This window comes from Streptomyces sp. WM4235 (assembly GCF_001279725.1).
Lineage (GTDB): Bacteria > Actinomycetota > Actinomycetes > Streptomycetales > Streptomycetaceae > Streptomyces.
In genome coordinates this window covers 1-15,999 of the sequence record NZ_LGDE01000428.1, presented here as the reverse complement: position 1 = coordinate 15,999, position 15,999 = coordinate 1, and the positions used below count along the sequence as shown (strand labels likewise).

Annotated in this window: 7 protein-coding genes, 1 tRNA gene and 1 rRNA gene; 1 reads left to right on the top strand and 8 read right to left on the bottom strand. The window is 69.7% G+C overall.

From position 1 onward, the window contains the following. Positions 1-45 precede the first annotated feature (45 nt). The 6 genes from pgsA to ADK55_RS26055 form a co-directional block, all read right to left on the bottom strand. Positions 46-714, bottom strand: coding sequence for a CDP-diacylglycerol--glycerol-3-phosphate 3-phosphatidyltransferase (gene pgsA, locus ADK55_RS26080; protein ID WP_053682244.1), 669 nt, complete (start codon positions 712-714; stop codon positions 46-48). Further along, positions 711-2,201, bottom strand: a complete 1,491-nt coding sequence (gene rimO, locus ADK55_RS26075; protein ID WP_053682243.1) for a 30S ribosomal protein S12 methylthiotransferase RimO — start codon at positions 2,199-2,201, stop codon at positions 711-713. The genes pgsA and rimO overlap by 4 nt, the downstream gene beginning before the upstream one ends. Before the next feature lie 115 nt (positions 2,202-2,316). Beyond that, positions 2,317-3,210 (bottom strand): helix-turn-helix domain-containing protein, encoded by an 894-nt coding sequence (locus ADK55_RS26070; RefSeq protein WP_053682242.1) that lies wholly within the window; start codon positions 3,208-3,210, stop codon positions 2,317-2,319. A 249-nt stretch (positions 3,211-3,459) separates the two neighbouring features. Further along, a complete protein-coding gene (locus ADK55_RS26065; RefSeq protein ID WP_053682275.1) occupies positions 3,460-6,288 on the bottom strand; it encodes an FtsK/SpoIIIE family DNA translocase in 2,829 nt (942 codons plus the stop codon). A gap of 150 nt (positions 6,289-6,438) precedes the next feature. Then, entirely contained in the window at positions 6,439-7,119 is a 681-nt protein-coding gene (locus ADK55_RS26060) for a response regulator (protein WP_053682241.1), read from the bottom strand. 274 nt (positions 7,120-7,393) lie between these two features. Then, positions 7,394-12,916: a HAMP domain-containing protein gene (locus tag ADK55_RS26055; RefSeq protein WP_199826627.1), complete on the bottom strand. Its 5,523-nt coding sequence runs from the start codon at positions 12,914-12,916 to the stop codon at positions 7,394-7,396. Positions 12,917-13,164: 248 nt separating this feature from the next. Between ADK55_RS26055 and ADK55_RS26050 the strand changes: the two genes are divergently transcribed. Continuing rightward, on the top strand, positions 13,165-15,687 hold the full coding sequence (locus ADK55_RS26050; RefSeq protein WP_053682240.1) for a SpoIIE family protein phosphatase: 2,523 nt from the start codon (positions 13,165-13,167) through the stop codon (positions 15,685-15,687). Between the two features lie 137 nt (positions 15,688-15,824). On the opposite strand, the gene ADK55_RS26045 is transcribed toward ADK55_RS26050, so the two are convergent. Further along, positions 15,825-15,897: transfer RNA gene (locus tag ADK55_RS26045), tRNA-Thr, on the bottom strand. A gap of 5 nt (positions 15,898-15,902) precedes the next feature. Next, positions 15,903-15,999 (bottom strand): 5S ribosomal RNA (gene rrf / locus ADK55_RS26040); the annotation flags it as partial.

Below are 15,999 nucleotides of genomic sequence, written 5' to 3'. Positions count from 1 at the left end.
CTTCCGCCGCACCATCGGCCACCGAGAAATCACCCGCGCCGTGCGTCACCTCGCGGCCCGCTCCACGGCCAGCTCCGCGGCGAGGCCCTTGCGACGCAGTACGACGGCCTGCCGGATGTAGTCCAGGCCGGTGACCACGGTCAACACGACGGCGACCGCCATCACCCAGAACCGCATCGTGGCCAGCGGTCCGGTCAGCGCGAGGACGTACATGCCCACGGCCGTCCCCTGCGCGAGGGTCTTCATCTTGCCGCCCCGGCTCGCCGGGATGACCCCGTAGCGGATCACCCAGAAGCGCATCAGCGTGATCCCGAGTTCCCTCCCGAGGATGACCCCGGTGACCCACCAGGGCAGGTCACCGAGCCAGGAGAGACAGATCAGCGCCGACCCCATGATCGCCTTGTCGGCGATGGGGTCGGCGATCTTCCCGAAATCCGTGACCAGGTTGTACGTCCGGGCGAGGTGCCCGTCGAAGATGTCCGTGATCATGGCCACGGCGAACGCCGCCCACGCCCACGCCCGCCAGACGGGGTCGTATCCCCCGTCGGCGAGCAGCAGCAGGACGAATCCCGGCACCAGCACGAGCCGGATCATCGTCAGGATGTTGGCGATGTTCCACAGGCCCGCCTCATGGACGGCCGTAGCCCCGACCTTCGCGCCGGGTGCCGGCCGGCGGCCGGTCCCGCCCGCCGCAGACGCCGGGACTCCGGTCATCCGGCCGCCTCCTCAAGATCCAGGCCCAAGGGCTCCGCGACCAGGTCGACACCGAGGGTGCCGACCACCTTTGCCGTGACGATACGCCCGGGGACCAGACCCGTGCCGTCCGTGAAGACCACCTGGCCGTCCGTTTCGGGGGCCTGGTGGGCGGCGCGCCCGTAGGCGCCCTCGCCGTCCTCGTCCACGGACTCGACGGACTCCACGAGGACCTCCAGGGTCTCGCCGATCCGCTCCTCCGCGCGCTGCGAGGTGAGCTCCTCGGCCAGCCGCTGCATGTGCGCGAGCCGCTCCGCGATGGTGTCCTCGTCCAGCTTGCCGTCGTAGGTGACGGCTTCGGTGCCGTCCTCGTCCGAGTAGCCGAAGACGCCGATGGCGTCGAGCCTCGCGTGGGTGAGGAAACGCTCCAGCTCCTTGAAGTCCGACTCCTTCTCGCCGGGGAACCCGACGATGAAGTTGGACCGGACGCCGGCCTGCGGGGCCTTGGAGCGGATGGTGTCGAGCAGTTCCAGGAACCGGTCGGTGTCACCGAAGCGGCGCATGGAGCGCAGCACGTCGGGGGCCGAGTGCTGGAAGGACAGGTCGAAGTACGGGACGACCTTGGGGGTCGAGGTCAGCACGTCGATCAGCCCGGGCCGCATCTCGGCGGGCTGGAGGTAGCTGACGCGGACGCGCTCGATGCCCTCCACCTCGGCCAGCTCCGGCAGCAGGGTCTCCAGCAGGCGGATGTCGCCCAGGTCCTTGCCGTACGAGGTGTTGTTCTCGGAGACCAGCATGATCTCCTTGACGCCCTGTTCCGCGAGCCAGCGGGTCTCGCCCAGCACGTCGCTGGGACGGCGCGAGATGAAGGAGCCGCGGAAGGACGGGATGGCGCAGAAGGAGCAGCGCCGGTCGCAGCCGGAGGCCAGCTTGACGGAGGCGACGGGGCTCTTGTCCAGGCGGCGGCGCAGGGGGGCGCGCGGCCCGGAGGAGGGCGCGAGCCCGTCGGGCAGGTCGGCGGGCGCCTCGGCGATCGGCTCCTGCGCGTGGCCGGGCAGGGCCACCTCCGCGTCCTGGCGGGCCGCGGGGCTGATCGGCAGCAGCTTGCGCCGGTCGCGGGGGGTGTGGGAGGCGTGGATGCCGCCGTTGAGGATGGTCTGGAGGCGGTCGGAGATGTCGGCGTAGTCGTCGAATCCGAGCACGCCGTCGGCCTCGGGGAGCGCTTCGGCGAGTTCCTTGCCGTAGCGCTCGGCCATACAGCCGACGGCGACGACGGCCTGGGTCTTGCCGTGATCCTTGAGATCGTTGGCTTCCAGCAGGGCGTCTACGGAATCCTTCTTTGCGGCTTCGACGAAGCCGCAGGTGTTGACGACGGCGACGTCCGCGTCGGCGGCGTCCTCGACGAGCTCCCAGCCATCCGCCGCCAAGCGGCCTGCGAGCTCCTCCGAGTCCACCTCGTTACGGGCGCAGCCAAGAGTGACAAGGGCGACGGTACGGCGTTCGGGCATGGACTCAAGACTACTTCGTCCCGGCGGCGGCCCCCGCCCCACGTCCCACCACGGCAGGATCCCCGGGACGCGGCGCGGCGTCCCGGGGATCCGGAAGTGCTTGTTCCGTAGGGGTTCAGCCCGCTTGGGCCTGGCCCTGGCGCGGGTCGTCCTTGGTGTAGGTGAGACGTTCCACTTGACCCGCCTGGAAGGTGTCCTTGATCTCCTTGCCGTTCACGAAGAGGTGCACGGCCCCGGCGTCGCCGAGTACGAGGTCGATGGACTCCTTGTCCGTGAAGGTCTTCGACTCACCCTGCGCGAGAGTGCCGTCGAACAGGAGTCGGCCGTTGTGGTCCTTCGCCGAGATCCAGCTCTCGCCGCTGTCGGCCGTCAGGACCACCGTGACGAGGTCCTTGGGCGCGGCCGCGATGGCGCTGTCCGAGGGCTCCGGCTTGGGGGCCTTCGGGCTCTGCGACGGCGAGGCGGCCGGCTTCCCGGCCTGCTTGGGAGCGGGCTTCGGGGAGGCGGTTCCCTCCGCGACGGGTCGCTTGCCCTTCTCGTCGCCACCGCTGAAGGCGGTGAAGCCCACGAAGCCGATCACGGCGACGATGGCGGCGACCATGGCGGCGGTCCAGTTGGGCCGCTGCCGTTCGGGACGGATCCGCTCGGCTTCGAACATCGGCGCGGCGGGGGTGGGTGCCGGCCGGCCGCCGTGAGCCGCGTCGTACGCGTCGACCAGGGGTTCCGGATCGAGGCCCACGGCACGGGCGAGGGTACGGATGTGACCGCGGGCGTAGACGTCGCCGCCGCACCGCGTGAAATCGTCTTCTTCGATCGCGTGCACGATCGGGATGCGCACGCGGGTGGTGGAACTGACCTCGTCGACAGTGAGCCCGGCGACGATCCGGGCCTTCTTGAGGGCCGTCCCGATGGACGGTCCTTCGACGGGACGTTCGACGATGCGGTCCTCGGACCGGTCGTCGGTCGAAGGCCGCTCTTCTTCGGGGGAGTTGGCGTTGCCGATGGACACGAGGGCGCCTTTCGAGCGTGTAGCCACCTGCTGGATTACCAGTCTAGGGGGGTGACGAAAGGGTGGAGCAACCGGAGGGTGGACTCCCTACGCCATCCGAATGGTGATCCGAACAGCGCGGGGATTCCGCAGCGGTGCGTGACGAGTGGAACAGGTGAAACGGGTGGGACGACCTCGTGCCGAGGGCGCGGGGCCTGCGTCTCCCTCAACTTGACGCGCGCCGAGGGGAAACGGTTGCCCGCCCATTTGTTACGGGTGGGACTCGCCTCGGATGACGGCCAGGAACTCGTCCAGCTCGTCCGGTTTCACCATCACGTCGCGGGCCTTCGACCCCTCGCTGGGGCCGACGATCCCGCGCGATTCCATCAGGTCCATGAGCCGTCCGGCCTTGGCGAAACCGACCCGCAGCTTGCGCTGGAGCATCGAGGTGGAGCCGAACTGGGTGGAGACGACCAGCTCCGCCGCCTGGCACAGGAGGTCCAGGTCGTCGCCGATCTCCTCGTCGATCTCCTTCTTCTGCTTCTGCCCGACCGTGACGTCGTCGCGGAAGACGGGGGTCATCTGCTCCTTGCAGTGTTGGACCACCCCGGAGATCTCCTCCTCGGTGACGAAGGCCCCCTGGAGACGGACCGGCTTGTTCGCGCCCATCGGCAGGAACAGTCCGTCACCCTTGCCGATCAGCTTCTCGGCACCGGGCTGGTCCAGGATGACCCGGCTGTCCGCGAGCGAGGAGGTGGCGAAGGCGAGCCGCGAGGGCACGTTCGCCTTGATCAGGCCGGTGACCACGTCCACCGAGGGCCGCTGGGTGGCGAGCACCAGATGGATGCCGGCCGCTCGGGCCAACTGGGTGATGCGGACGATCGAGTCCTCGACGTCGCGCGGCGCGACCATCATCAGGTCGGCGAGCTCGTCCACGATCACCAGCAGATACGGGTACGGGGTGAGCTCACGCTCGCTGCCCGGCGGCAGTTTGATCTTGCCGTCGCGGATGGCCTGGTTGAAGTCGTCGATGTGCCGGTACCCGAAGGCCGCGAGGTCGTCGTAGCGCAGGTCCATCTCGCGTACGACCCACTGCAGGGCCTCGGCGGCCCGCTTGGGGTTGGTGATGATCGGCGTGATCAGGTGCGGGATGCCCTCGTACGCGGTCAGCTCCACCCGCTTGGGGTCGACCAGCACCATCTTCACCTCCTCCGGGGTGGCGCGGATCATCACCGAGGTGATCAGGCAGTTGATGCAGGAGGACTTGCCGGAGCCGGTGGCGCCGGCGACCAGCACGTGCGGCATCTTGGCGAGGTTGGCCATGACGTAGCCGCCCTCGACGTCCTTGCCGAGCGCCACCAGCATCGGGTGGTCGTCCTCGGCGGCGTCCGCGAGGCGCAGCACGTCGCCGAGGTTGACCATCTCGCGGTCGGTGTTCGGGATCTCGATGCCGACCGCCGACTTGCCCGGGATGGGGCTGATGATCCGTACGTCCGGCGAGGCGACGGCGTAGGCGATGTTCTTGGCCAGCGCCGTGATCCGCTCGACCTTCACGGCCGCGCCCAGCGTCACCTCGTAGCGGGTGACCGTCGGGCCCCGGGTGAAACCGGTGACGGACGCGTCGACCTTGAACTCCATGAAGACGTTGGTCAGCGAGGCGACGACCGCGTCGTTGGCGGCGCTGCGGGTCTTGCCGGGACCGCCGCGCTCCAGCAGGTCCAGCCGGGGTTTGACGTACGTGATGTCGCCGCGCAGCTGGAGCTGCTCGGAGCGCGGCGACAGCGATCGGGGTTCCGGCGACGCCTTCGTCAGGTCCGGTACCGACAGGGTCCCGGAGGCCGCGGCGGTGGTGTCGTGCGGGCGCTCGGCGGACGCGGGCACGGCCGCCGGAGCGGACGCGGCCGACGCGGCGGGCTCGGGCGCCGCGGGCCTCGGGGCGGGTGCGGGGTCCGGGAGGACGGCGGGCCGCGCACCGCGCGCGGGCGGCACGGGAGTGGTGAGCTCCGCGCCCTCGGGGTCGGGGGAGATCCCCTGGGTGAGGTCCGCGACCAGCGGGGACGGCGGCATTCCGCCGTAGACCACCCCGTCCAGTGCGGCGGCCGCCGCGGCCGCCACGTCGACGGCGTCCATGCCGGTCCTGGGCGCGGACCGCCTCGGCCTGCGGCGCCGGGCCAGCGCGGCCTCCTCGGCGGCGTCGGTGGGATCCAGCGGCCCGGCGGGCTCCTCCGCCCCGGCGCGGGCCCGCCAGCGCTCGGCGTCGTGCCGGTCGGCGGGCTGCTCCGCGTCCCCGTAGTCCTCGTCGTACTCGTTCGGCGCGATGATCCCGAGCCGGATCCCGAGCCGCCGCAGCCGCTGCGGGATCGCGTTGACCGGCGTGGCCGTGACCACCAGCAGGCCGAAGACGGTGAGCAGCACCAGCATGGGCACGGCCAGCGGCGCACCCATGGTGAAGATCAGCGGCTTGGAGGCGGCCCATCCGATGAGCCCGCCCGCGTTCTGCATCGCGGTGGTGCCCTCGTCGCGGCCGGGTGCCCCGCAGCCGATGTGGACCAGGCCCAGGACGCCGATCACGAGCGCGGACAGGCCGATGCCGATCCGGCCGTTGGCGTCGGTCTGCTCGGGGTGCCGGATGAACCGCACGGCCATCACGCCGAGCAGGATCGGTACGAGCAGATCCAGTCGCCCGAATGCACCGGTGACCAACATCGTGACCAGATCGCCGACGGGACCGCTCAGGTTCGACCAGGTTCCGGCGGCGACGATCAGCGCGAGGGCGAGGAGCAGCAGCGCGAGGCCGTCCTTGCGGTGCGCGGGGTCGAGGTTCCTGGCGCCCTGGCCGACACCGCGGAAGACGGCGCCGACCCCGTGGGCGAGGCCGAGCCAACAGGCGCGCACCAGCCGCACCACGCCCCCGGTCGGGGACGGCGCGGGCTTGGCCGGCACCTTCTTGACCGGGGCGCGACGGGCCGCCGCGACCTTCTTCGCGGGCGGCTTGCGCGCGGGAGCGGTCTTCTTCGCCGGGGCCGCCGTACGGCCGGTGCGGCCCTTCGCGGTGCCCGCGGCGCGCTGGGAACCCTTGCCGGACGTACTTGAGGCCATGGGGGCGAGGTTACCGGTGCGCACGCCGGTGGACGCGCGTGCCCACCCCTTCACCCGTTCGTGTCGCCGCGGTCGGCGGTGCTTTGACGCACCGCCAGACCTGACGCACACCCAGGCGGGCCCGCACCGGGGCCCGCGGGGCCGACGCCGTCAGCCCTGGGCGGGCAGTACCGCCGCTCCGCCGCCGGTTCCCGGTTCGAGCGCGTCCAGCGCTCTGCGCAGTCCGGTCAGCTTGCGTTCCAGATGCGCCGCGGTCGCCACCACGGCCGCGTCGGCGGATTCCTCACCGAGTTGCTTCGTCAGCGCCTCGGCCTGTTCCTCGACCGCCGCGAGCCGCGCGGAGAGCTCGGCCAGCAGTCCGGCCGTCTCCTTGCTGCCGTCGCCGTTGGTCCCGCCGCCCTCCAGTTGGAGTCGCAGCAGCGCCGCCTGCTCCCGCAGCTGGCAGTTCTTCGTGTACAGCTCCACGAAGACCGACACCTTGGCGCGCAGCACCCACGGGTCGAACGGTTTCGAGATGTAGTCGACCGCGCCCGCCGCGTAACCGCGGAAGGTGTGGTGCGGACCGTGATTGATCGCGGTGAGGAAGATGATCGGGATGTCCCGGGTCCGTTCCCGCCGCTTGATGTGCGCGGCCGTCTCGAAACCGTCCATGCCCGGCATCTGCACATCCAGCAGGATGACCGCGAAATCGTCCGTCAACAGCGCCTTGAGCGCTTCCTCCCCGGACGACGCCCGGACCAGTGTCTGATCGAGCGCGGAGAGGATGGCCTCCAGCGCCAGCAGATTCTCCGGCCGGTCGTCGACCAGGAGGATCTTGGCCTTCTGCACCATGCCCTGTCCTCCTCGCCCCGGCATGGGGCCTCCCCGGCTCCGGGCACCGGCCTGTACGCCGGGCCCCGCCCCAGAGGACGGCATCCTTGCGCCGTCCGTCCTTGTGCCGGTCATCGTAGCCCCAGTCCCGAGATCGCCACACCCTGTCACCAAGATGTCACTGTGCACGAAGCAGAAACGGTGTGGGAGAGCAGAAGGTTCCCCGCATCCCGTCCTCCCACACCGTTACGGCCACACTGAGTCAACAATTGATATCAGGGTTGTCGCCCGACGATCACTTCCCACGCATCCACTGCTCCATCACCGACAGCAGGTAGTCGGGTTCAACCGGCTTGGTGACGTAGTCGGAAGCGCCGGAATCGATCGCCTTCTCCCGGTCGCCCTGCATCGCCTTCGCCGTCAGCGCGATGATCGGCAGACCCGCGAACTGCGGCATCCGCCGGATCGCCGAGGTCGTGGCGTACCCGTCCATCTCCGGCATCATGATGTCCATCAACACGACCGTGACGTCGTCGTGCTGCTCCAGGACCTCGATGCCCTCCCGCCCGTTCTCCGCGTACAGCACCGACAACCCGTGCTGTTCCAGGACGCTGGTGAGCGCGAAGACGTTGCGCACGTCGTCGTCCACGATGAGCACCTTCTCGCCATGGAAGTCGTACTTGCGCGGAACCACCGGGAGTTCGTCCTCGGCGCCGCCCCAGCCGTCCTCGGCGTGGGGCTGCCCGGGAACCGCCGTACGCGGCTCCAGGTCGCTCAGCGACTTGCGGCGCCGCCGGAACAGCGCGGCCGGGCCGCTCTGCTGACCGCCCCCGCCCACCTCGGCCGCCGGCAGCGCGGGCCGCGCCGACCGGTCCTGGGCCTGCGGTGCGGGCGCGGGCGCCGCCGGCAGCGCCGGTGCGGGCCGTGCCTCCTCGACCGGCCTGCGGTACTCCCCGCGCGCGCCACCGGGCGCCGGCGGGGCGTACCCCTGCGGCGGCAGCTCGCTCGGGTGCAGCGGCAGGTACAGCGTGAAGGTCGAGCCCCGACCGGGCTCGCTGGCCGCGTGGATCTCACCGCCCAGCAGGCGGGCGATCTCCCGACTGATGGACAGTCCGAGCCCCGTGCCTCCGTACTTCCTGCTGGTGGTGCCGTCCGCCTGCTTGAACGCCTCGAAGATCACCAACATCTTGCTCGCCGCGATCCCGATCCCGGTGTCGGTCACCGAGAACGCGATCAGGTCCGCGTCCGCCTCGCGCAGCGAACCCGCCTCCAGCAACTGCTCCCGGATCGCCGTCGGCACGTCCGCGCCGGCGGGCCGGATCACCAGTTCCACCGCCCCGCCGTCGGTGAACTTCACCGCGTTGGACAGCAGGTTGCGCAGCACCTGGAGCAGCCGCTGCTCGTCGGTGTGCAGGGTCGCCGGGAGCTCAGGTGACACCCGCACCGAGAAGTCCAGGCCCTTCTCCGCGGTCAGCGGCCGGAAGGTGGCCTCCACGTAGTCCACGAGCTGGACCAGCGCGATCCGGGTCGGCGAGACGTCCATCTTCCCGGCCTCGACCTTCGACAGGTCGAGGATGTCGTTGATCAGCTGCAGCAGGTCGGAACCGGCGCCGTGGATGGTCTCCGCGAACTCCACCTGCTTCGGCGACAGGTTCTCGTCCGCGTTGTCGGCCAGCAGCTTCGCCAGGATCAACAGCGAGTTGAGCGGGGTCCGCAGCTCGTGCGACATGTTCGCCAGGAACTCGGACTTGTACCGCATCGACACCGCGAGCTGCTCGGCGCGCTCCTCCAGGACCTGCCGGGCCTCCTCGATCTCGGTGTTCTTCACCTCGATGTCGCGGTTCTGCTGGGCCAGCAGCTCCGCCTTCTCCTCCAACTCGGCGTTCGCCGCCTGGAGCGCCTTCTGCCGGTTCTCCAACTCATCGGAGCGCTCTCGCAGTTGCTCGGTCATCTCCTGCGACTGCTTGAGCAGCATCTCCGTCTTGGAGTTGACGCTGATCGTGTTGACGCTCGTGCCGATCATCTCGGCGATCTGACTCAGGAAGTCCTTCTGGATCTGCGTGAACGGGGTGAAGGAGGCCAGCTCGATCACACCGAGCACCTTCCCCTCGAACAGCACCGGCAGCACGATCACGTGCGCCGGCGGCGCCTCGCCCAGGCCCGAGGAGATCCTCAGATAGCCGGGCGGGGTGTTCTCGACGAGGATCGTCCGCTTCTCCTCCGCGACCGTCCCGATCAACCCCTCCCCCGGCCGGAACGAGATCGGCATCTGGCCGCCCGCGTACGCGTAACTGCCGCGCATCCGCAGTTCGTACGAGCCGTCCGCGCCGCCCTCCGTCCCGATCTCGGTGGTCCCCCCGGCCGGCAGCGCCAGGAAGAAGGCGCCGTGCTGCGCGGAGACCACGGGGGTCAGTTCGCTCATGATCAGCGAAGCCACGTCGTCCAGCTCCCGGCGTCCCTGCATCAGGGCGGAGATCCGGGCGAGGTTGCCCTTGAGCCAGTCCTGCTCCTTGTTGGCCAAGGTGGTGTCGCGCAGGTTCACGATCATCGTGTTGATGTTGTCCTGGAGGACCTGGATCTCACCGGCCGCGTCCACGTCGACCTTCAGGCTCAGGTCCCCGCGGGTCACCGCGGTCGCCACGGCCGCGATGGCCCGCACCTGCCGGGTCAGGTTCCCGGCCATCTCGTTCACGGACTCGGTCAGATCCCGCCAGGTGCCGTCCACGTCGCGCACGCGCGCCTGGCCGCCGAGGATGCCCTCGGTGCCCACCTCACGGGCCACCCGGGTCACCTGGTCGGCGAAGGAGGACAGCTGGTCGACCATCGTGTTGATGGTGGTCTTGAGCTCCAGGATCTCGCCCCGGGCGTCGATGTCGATCTTCTTGGTCATGTCGCCCTTGGCGATGGCGGTCGTGACCATGGCGATCTGCCGCACCTGACCGGTGAGGTTGGACGCCATGAAGTTCACCGAGTCGGTGAGGTCCTTCCACGTCCCCGACACACCGGGCACGTGCGCCTGGCCGCCCAGCCGTCCCTCGGTGCCCACCTCGCGGGCCACCCGGGTCACCTCGTCGGCGAACGAGGACAGCGTCTTGACCATCGTGTTCACGGTGTCCGCGAGCTGCGCGACCTCGCCGCGCGCCTCGACCGTGACCTTCTTCGTCAGATCGCCGTTGGCGACCGCCGCCGAGACCTGCGCGATCCCGCGCACCTGCGCCGTCAGGTTCCCGGCCATGGTGTTGACGTTGTCGCTGAGGTCCTTCCAGATGCCGGTCACGCCCCGCACCCGGGCCTGGCCGCCGAGGATGCCCTCGGTGCCCACCTCGCGCGCCACTCGCGTCACCTGCTCGGCGAAGGAGGACAGCTGGTCCACCATCGTGTTCACGGTGGTGACGAGCTCCAGGATCTCGCCCTTGGCGTCAACCGTGATCTTCTTCGACAAGTCACCCATCGCGACGGCCGTGGTCACCTCGGCGATGTTGCGCACCTGCGAGGTCAGGTTGTTCGCCATGAAGTTGACGGACTGCGTGAGGTCCTTCCAGGTGCCCGAGACGCCCTTCACCTCCGCCTGGCCGCCGAGGATGCCCTCCGTGCCCACCTCGCGGGCGACGCGGGTCACCTGCTCCGCGAAGTTGGACAGCTGGTCGACCATCGTGTTGAGGGTGTTCTTCAGCTCCAGGATCTCGCCCCGGGCGTCCACGTCGATCTTCTGCGACAGATCACCGCGCGCCACCGCCGTGGCGACCTGCGCGATGTTGCGCACCTGCGAGGTCAGGTTCCCGGCCATGCCGTTCACCGAGTCGGTCAGGTCGCGCCACACCCCGGCCACGCCGGGCACCTGCGCCTGACCGCCGAGCCGGCCCTCCGTGCCCACGTCCCGGGCCACCCGGGTCACCTGCTCCGCGAAGGCCGAGAGCTGGTCGACCATCGTGTTGATGGTGTTCTTCAGCTCCAGGATCTCGCCCCGGGCGTCCACGTCGATCTTCTGCGACAGATCACCGCGCGCCACCGCCGTGGTCACCTGGGCGATCTGCCGCACCTGGGACGTGAGGTTGCCGGCCATGAAGTTGACGGAGTCGGTGAGTTCCTTCCAGGTGCCGGACACCCCCTCGACCCGCGCCTGACCACCGAGCCGGCCCTCCGTGCCCACGTCCCGCGCCATCCGCGTGACCTGGTCCGCGAACGAGGACAGCTGATCCACCATCGTGTTCACGGTGTTCTTCAACTGGAGCATCTCGCCGGAGACGTCCACGGTGACCTTCTGCGACAGATCACCGTTCGCGACCGCCGTCGTCACCTGGGCGATGTTGCGGACCTGCCCGGTGAGGTTGCGGAAAGCGGTGTTCACCGAGTCGGTGAGGTCCTTCCACGTGCCCGCGGCCCCCGGCACCTGCGCCTGCCCGCCCAGCTCGCCCTCCACGCCGACCTCGCGGGCCACACGCGTCACTTCCGCGCCGAAGGACTGCAGCTGGTCCACCATCGTGTTGACGGTGTTCTTCAACTCCAGCATCTCGCCGGCCACGTCGACCGTGACCTTCTGCGACAGATCGCCGTTGGCGACCGCCGTCGTCACCGTCGCGATGTCCCGCACCTGCGTGGTGAGGTTGCGGAAGACCGTGTTCACCGAGTCGGTGAGGTCCTTCCACGTCCCCGCGGCCCCCGGCACCTGCGCCTGGCCACCGAGCGTTCCCTTGGCCCCGACCTCGCTGGCCACGCGCGTGACCTCGTCGGCGAAGGTCCGCAGCGTCTCGGTCATCTGGTTGATCGTTTCGGCCAGCTGCGCCACCTCGCCGCGCGCGCTGACCCGCACCTTCTGCGACAGGTCGCCGTTCGCGACGGCCGTCGTCACCTGGGCGATTCCCCGCACCTGGGCGGTCAGGTTCCCCGCCATCGTGTTGACGGAGTCGGTCAGGTCCTTCCACACGCCCGCGACCCCGGGCACCTTCGCCTGGCCACCGAGCTCGCCTTCCGTACCCACCTCCCGGGCGACGCGGGTCACCTCGGAGGAGAACGACGACAGCTGGTCCACCATCGTGTTCACGGTGTTCTTCAGCTGGAGCATCTCGCCGGCCACGTGCACCGTGACCTTGCGCGACAGGTCGCCCTTCGCGACCGCCGTCGTGACGAGAGCAATGTCACGCACCTGGGCGGTGAGCCGGTACGCCATCGTGTTGACGGAATCGGTCAGGTCCTTCCAGGACCCGGACATCCCGCGCACCTGGGCCTGACCACCGAGCTTGCCCTCGGTGCCCACCTCCAGCGCCACACGCGTCACCTCGTCGGTGAACGCGGACAGCTGGTCGACCAGGTTGTTGACCGTACGCCCGACCTTGAGGAACTCCCCGCGCAGCGGATGCCCGGCCCCGTCGGCCGTCTGCGTCCGCAACTCCATCCGCTGGTCCAGATCGCCGTCGGCGACCGCCGACAGCACCCGACCCACCTCGGACACCGGCCTGGCCAGGTCGTCGACCAACTGGTTCGAGGCGTCGATCGCGGACGCCCAGGAGCCCTCGCAAGCGCCTGTTTCCAGCCGTTCGCCGAGCTTCCCCTCGCGGCCCACCATCCGCCGGACCCGGGACAGCTCCCCGGTCAGGTGCAGATTCCGGTCGGCGACCTCGTTGTAGACGGCGGCGATCTCCGCCATCACGCCCTCGCCGGACACCGTCAGCCGCTTGCGGAAGTTCCCGTCCCGCATCGACACCAGGGCCGTGAGCAGCCTGTTCAGAGCGGCGGTATCGACTTCCGTCGTACCGCTGCGTCGAGAGCGACCCCCCTTGGGGCGCGTTCCCGTACGCCGCACCGCTGCGCCAGACTCCACCGTGTCCCTCCCGAAAGGGTCGACCACTGTTCCACCGGATTTCCGAACAACCACAACCCGGCTCTTCTATCCACAACCCGGCTGTTCAAGCCTGCCCAGTGTTTCACCCTGTCCGAACCAGGCCATAACACTTCGGCACCATCGCACACCGGCCGTACCCTGCGAGTGGAATCCAGGACGACGGCACCACGGGAACCGCGAAGGTAAGTAACCTGGCACCCGATGTCCAACCGCGTCGAAGGAGTCTTGTGATCACGGCACGGGCGGCTGCCAGTTTCGATCCTCTAGGGCGTTCGGTCGCCGCTGCCCGCGCGTTCGTCCGCGACACCCTCCACGGCTGGGGCTTCGCGGACATCGTCGACGACGCGGTGGTGCTCACCAGCGAACTCGTGACCAACGCCGTGGTCCACGCCGGCACCCGGGCCGAGGTCCTGTGCCTGCGTGCCGAGGACGGCGTGCGCGTCGAGGTCGCCGACAGGTACCCGGAGCGTGAACTTCCGCTCCAGCACCCCGGAGAGCGCCCGTACGCCGATCCGGACCGCGAGAACGGCCGCGGCCTCATGCTCTGCGCCGCCCTCGCCACCCGCTGGGGAGTCGAGTACACGGCCACCCACAAGCACGTGTGGTTCCGGCTGGACCTCCCGGACCGTCCGGTCGGTACCCGATCCGCCGGGCCCGTCGTCCCTGATCAGTTGCTCCCCCTCGCCGACAGCCGGGTCCGTGTCGCCGTCCTCCAGATCGACGGCGCCGACACCGTCTCCGCCTGGAACGAGGATGCCGAGCACATCTTCGGGCATCCCTCGGAGAAGGCCGTCGGACGTCCGCTCGCCGAGCTCGCGGCCTGGCCGCAGACTCCCGGTACCGGTACCGGTATCGCCGAGGCGCTGAGGCTGTCCCGCTGGGAGGGCAGTTACGGCATTCGCGGCGCCGACGGTCGCGTCATCCCCGTCTACGCCTCCCACTTGCGGGTCCGTGACGCCCACGGCGAACCGTCCATCGTCTGTCTGCTCGTGCACGACGACGAACGCGCCCTGCTCCAGAGCCCCTTGCGGGTTCCTTCCGATGGCGCCCAGCTCAACGAGGCGCGACTGCCGGACCCCTTCGAGATGTTCATCGGTTCGCCGGCCCCCGACGACCTCGACGGACTGCTCCAGCGCACCGTCGAACGCGCCCGCGACATGCTCGACGCGGACTCGGCTTTCCTGCTGCTCGCGACCGACGACGAAACGGAGTTGGAGGTCCGTGCCACCACCGGACTTCCCTCGACCCGTCAGCGGTTCGCCCGCGTTCCGGTCGAGGCCGGCACCAATCGGTACGGCTCGGCGCGCATGCCCGCCGTCCACGACGACCTTTCCGCGGTCCCGGGCGCCGTGCCGCTCCTGGAGGCCACCGGCATGCGGTCGGTGGTCACTGTTCCGCTCAAGGTCGAAGGTCGGCTGACCGGATCGCTGGGCGTGGCCACCGAGTATCCGGGCCGCTACTCCAACGAGGACGCCCTGCGGCTGCAGTTCGCCGCGGACCGGATCGCCCTCGCCGTGGAGTCGGCCCGCCTGGGCGAACTCGAACGTCTGCGGCGCGGCTCCCTCTCCTTCCTCGTGGAGGCCTCCGACCTGCTGGCCGGCACCCTCGACCGGGACCAGACCCTGGCCCTCATGGCCCAGATGACCGTTCCGACCCTGGCGACCTGGTGTGCCGTCTACACGATCGCCGACCAGACCTCCGATCCGTACCTGTCGTACGTGCTCCACGAGGACGAGGAACGCATCGACGGGCTCAAGGACCTGCTCTCGCAGGTCAGTCCGCCCGAGCCGGTCCGTGAGGCGGGCGCCCGCCCGTGGCCCGACGCGTCCTTGACGGTGGGCGGCGAAACGGTCGTCCTGCCCCTGCTGGCGCGCAACCGTGTGATCGGGATGCTGACGCTCGGCCGGCCGAGCGAGGAACACTTCCGTCAGGAGATCCTCGAACTCGCCGACGACCTGTCCCGCAGGGCGGCTCTCGCCCTCGACAACGCGCGCCTGTACTCCGAGCGCACCGCCATCAGCCGCTCCCTGCAACGCAGTCTGCTGCCGCCCGGCTCTCCCGCCATCCCCGGCATGGAGGTCGAGGTCATCTACCGAGCGGCGGGCGAGGGCAACGAGGTCGGCGGTGACTTCTACGACGTCTTTCCGATCCGCCCTGGTGTGTACGGCTTCGCCATCGGTGATGTCTGCGGTACCGGCCCGGAGGCGGCCGCGGTCACGGGTCTCGCCCGGCACGCCCTGCGCCTCCTGGCTCGCGAGGGCCTCGGCGGCCCGGCCGTCCTGGAACGGCTGAACGCGGCCATTCTCGACGAGGGTGCCCGCAGCCGCTTCCTCACCCTTCTCTACGGCGAGCTCCATCCCCAGCCCAATGGCGGCGCCTTGATGAAGGTGGTCTGCGCGGGCCATCCGCTGCCGTTGCGTCTGCGTCCGAACGGCGAGGTCACCCCTGCGGCGGACCCGCAGCCCCTGCTCGGTGTCATGGATGACCTGGAGCTCTACGAGCAGACCCTCATGCTGGATCCGGGCGATGTCCTGCTCTGTGTCACGGATGGCATCACCGAACGCCGCGAGGGCCCGCGCATGCTCGGCGACGACGGCCTCACCGAGGTTCTCACCACGTGTACCGGCCTCACCGCGGGCGCGGTGGCCTCGCGTGTCCTGCGCGCCGTCGAGCGTTTCGCCGCCGAGCCCGCCTCGGACGACATGGCCATCCTCACCTTCCGGGTGCCGCATCAGCGCGAAGGCGAGTAACACTGTCCCCTCTGTCAGGGCCGGCCCGTTCCACGGCGCCGGCCCTTTCTGTGTCCGGCACCCAAGGTCCGGCATCCACCGAAAGGCCTCGGGAACGCAAAAAGGCCCCCGCCATGAGGCGGGGGCCTTTTTGATTGAGCCCTTTAACGGAATCGAACCGTTGACCTTCTCCTTACCATGGAGACGCTCTACCGACTGAGCTAAAAGGGCGGGTTGTTCGGCGGCGTCCTACTCTCCCACAGGGTCCCCCCTGCAGTACCATCGGCGCTGAAAGGCTTAGCTTCCGGGTTCGGAATGTAAACCGGGCGTTTC

Bases quoted from the DNA above. Each gene is read 5' to 3' on its own strand.
- ADK55_RS26065 (WP_053682275.1), bottom strand. From the start codon at position 6,288: ATGGCCTCAAGTACGTCCGGCAAGGGTTCCCAGCGCGCCGCGGGCACC.
- rimO (WP_053682243.1), bottom strand. From the start codon at position 2,201: ATGCCCGAACGCCGTACCGTCGCCCTTGTCACTCTTGGCTGCGCCCGT.
- ADK55_RS26060 (WP_053682241.1), bottom strand. From the start codon at position 7,119: ATGGTGCAGAAGGCCAAGATCCTCCTGGTCGACGACCGGCCGGAGAAT.
- pgsA (WP_053682244.1), bottom strand. From the start codon at position 714: ATGACCGGAGTCCCGGCGTCTGCGGCGGGCGGGACCGGCCGCCGGCCG.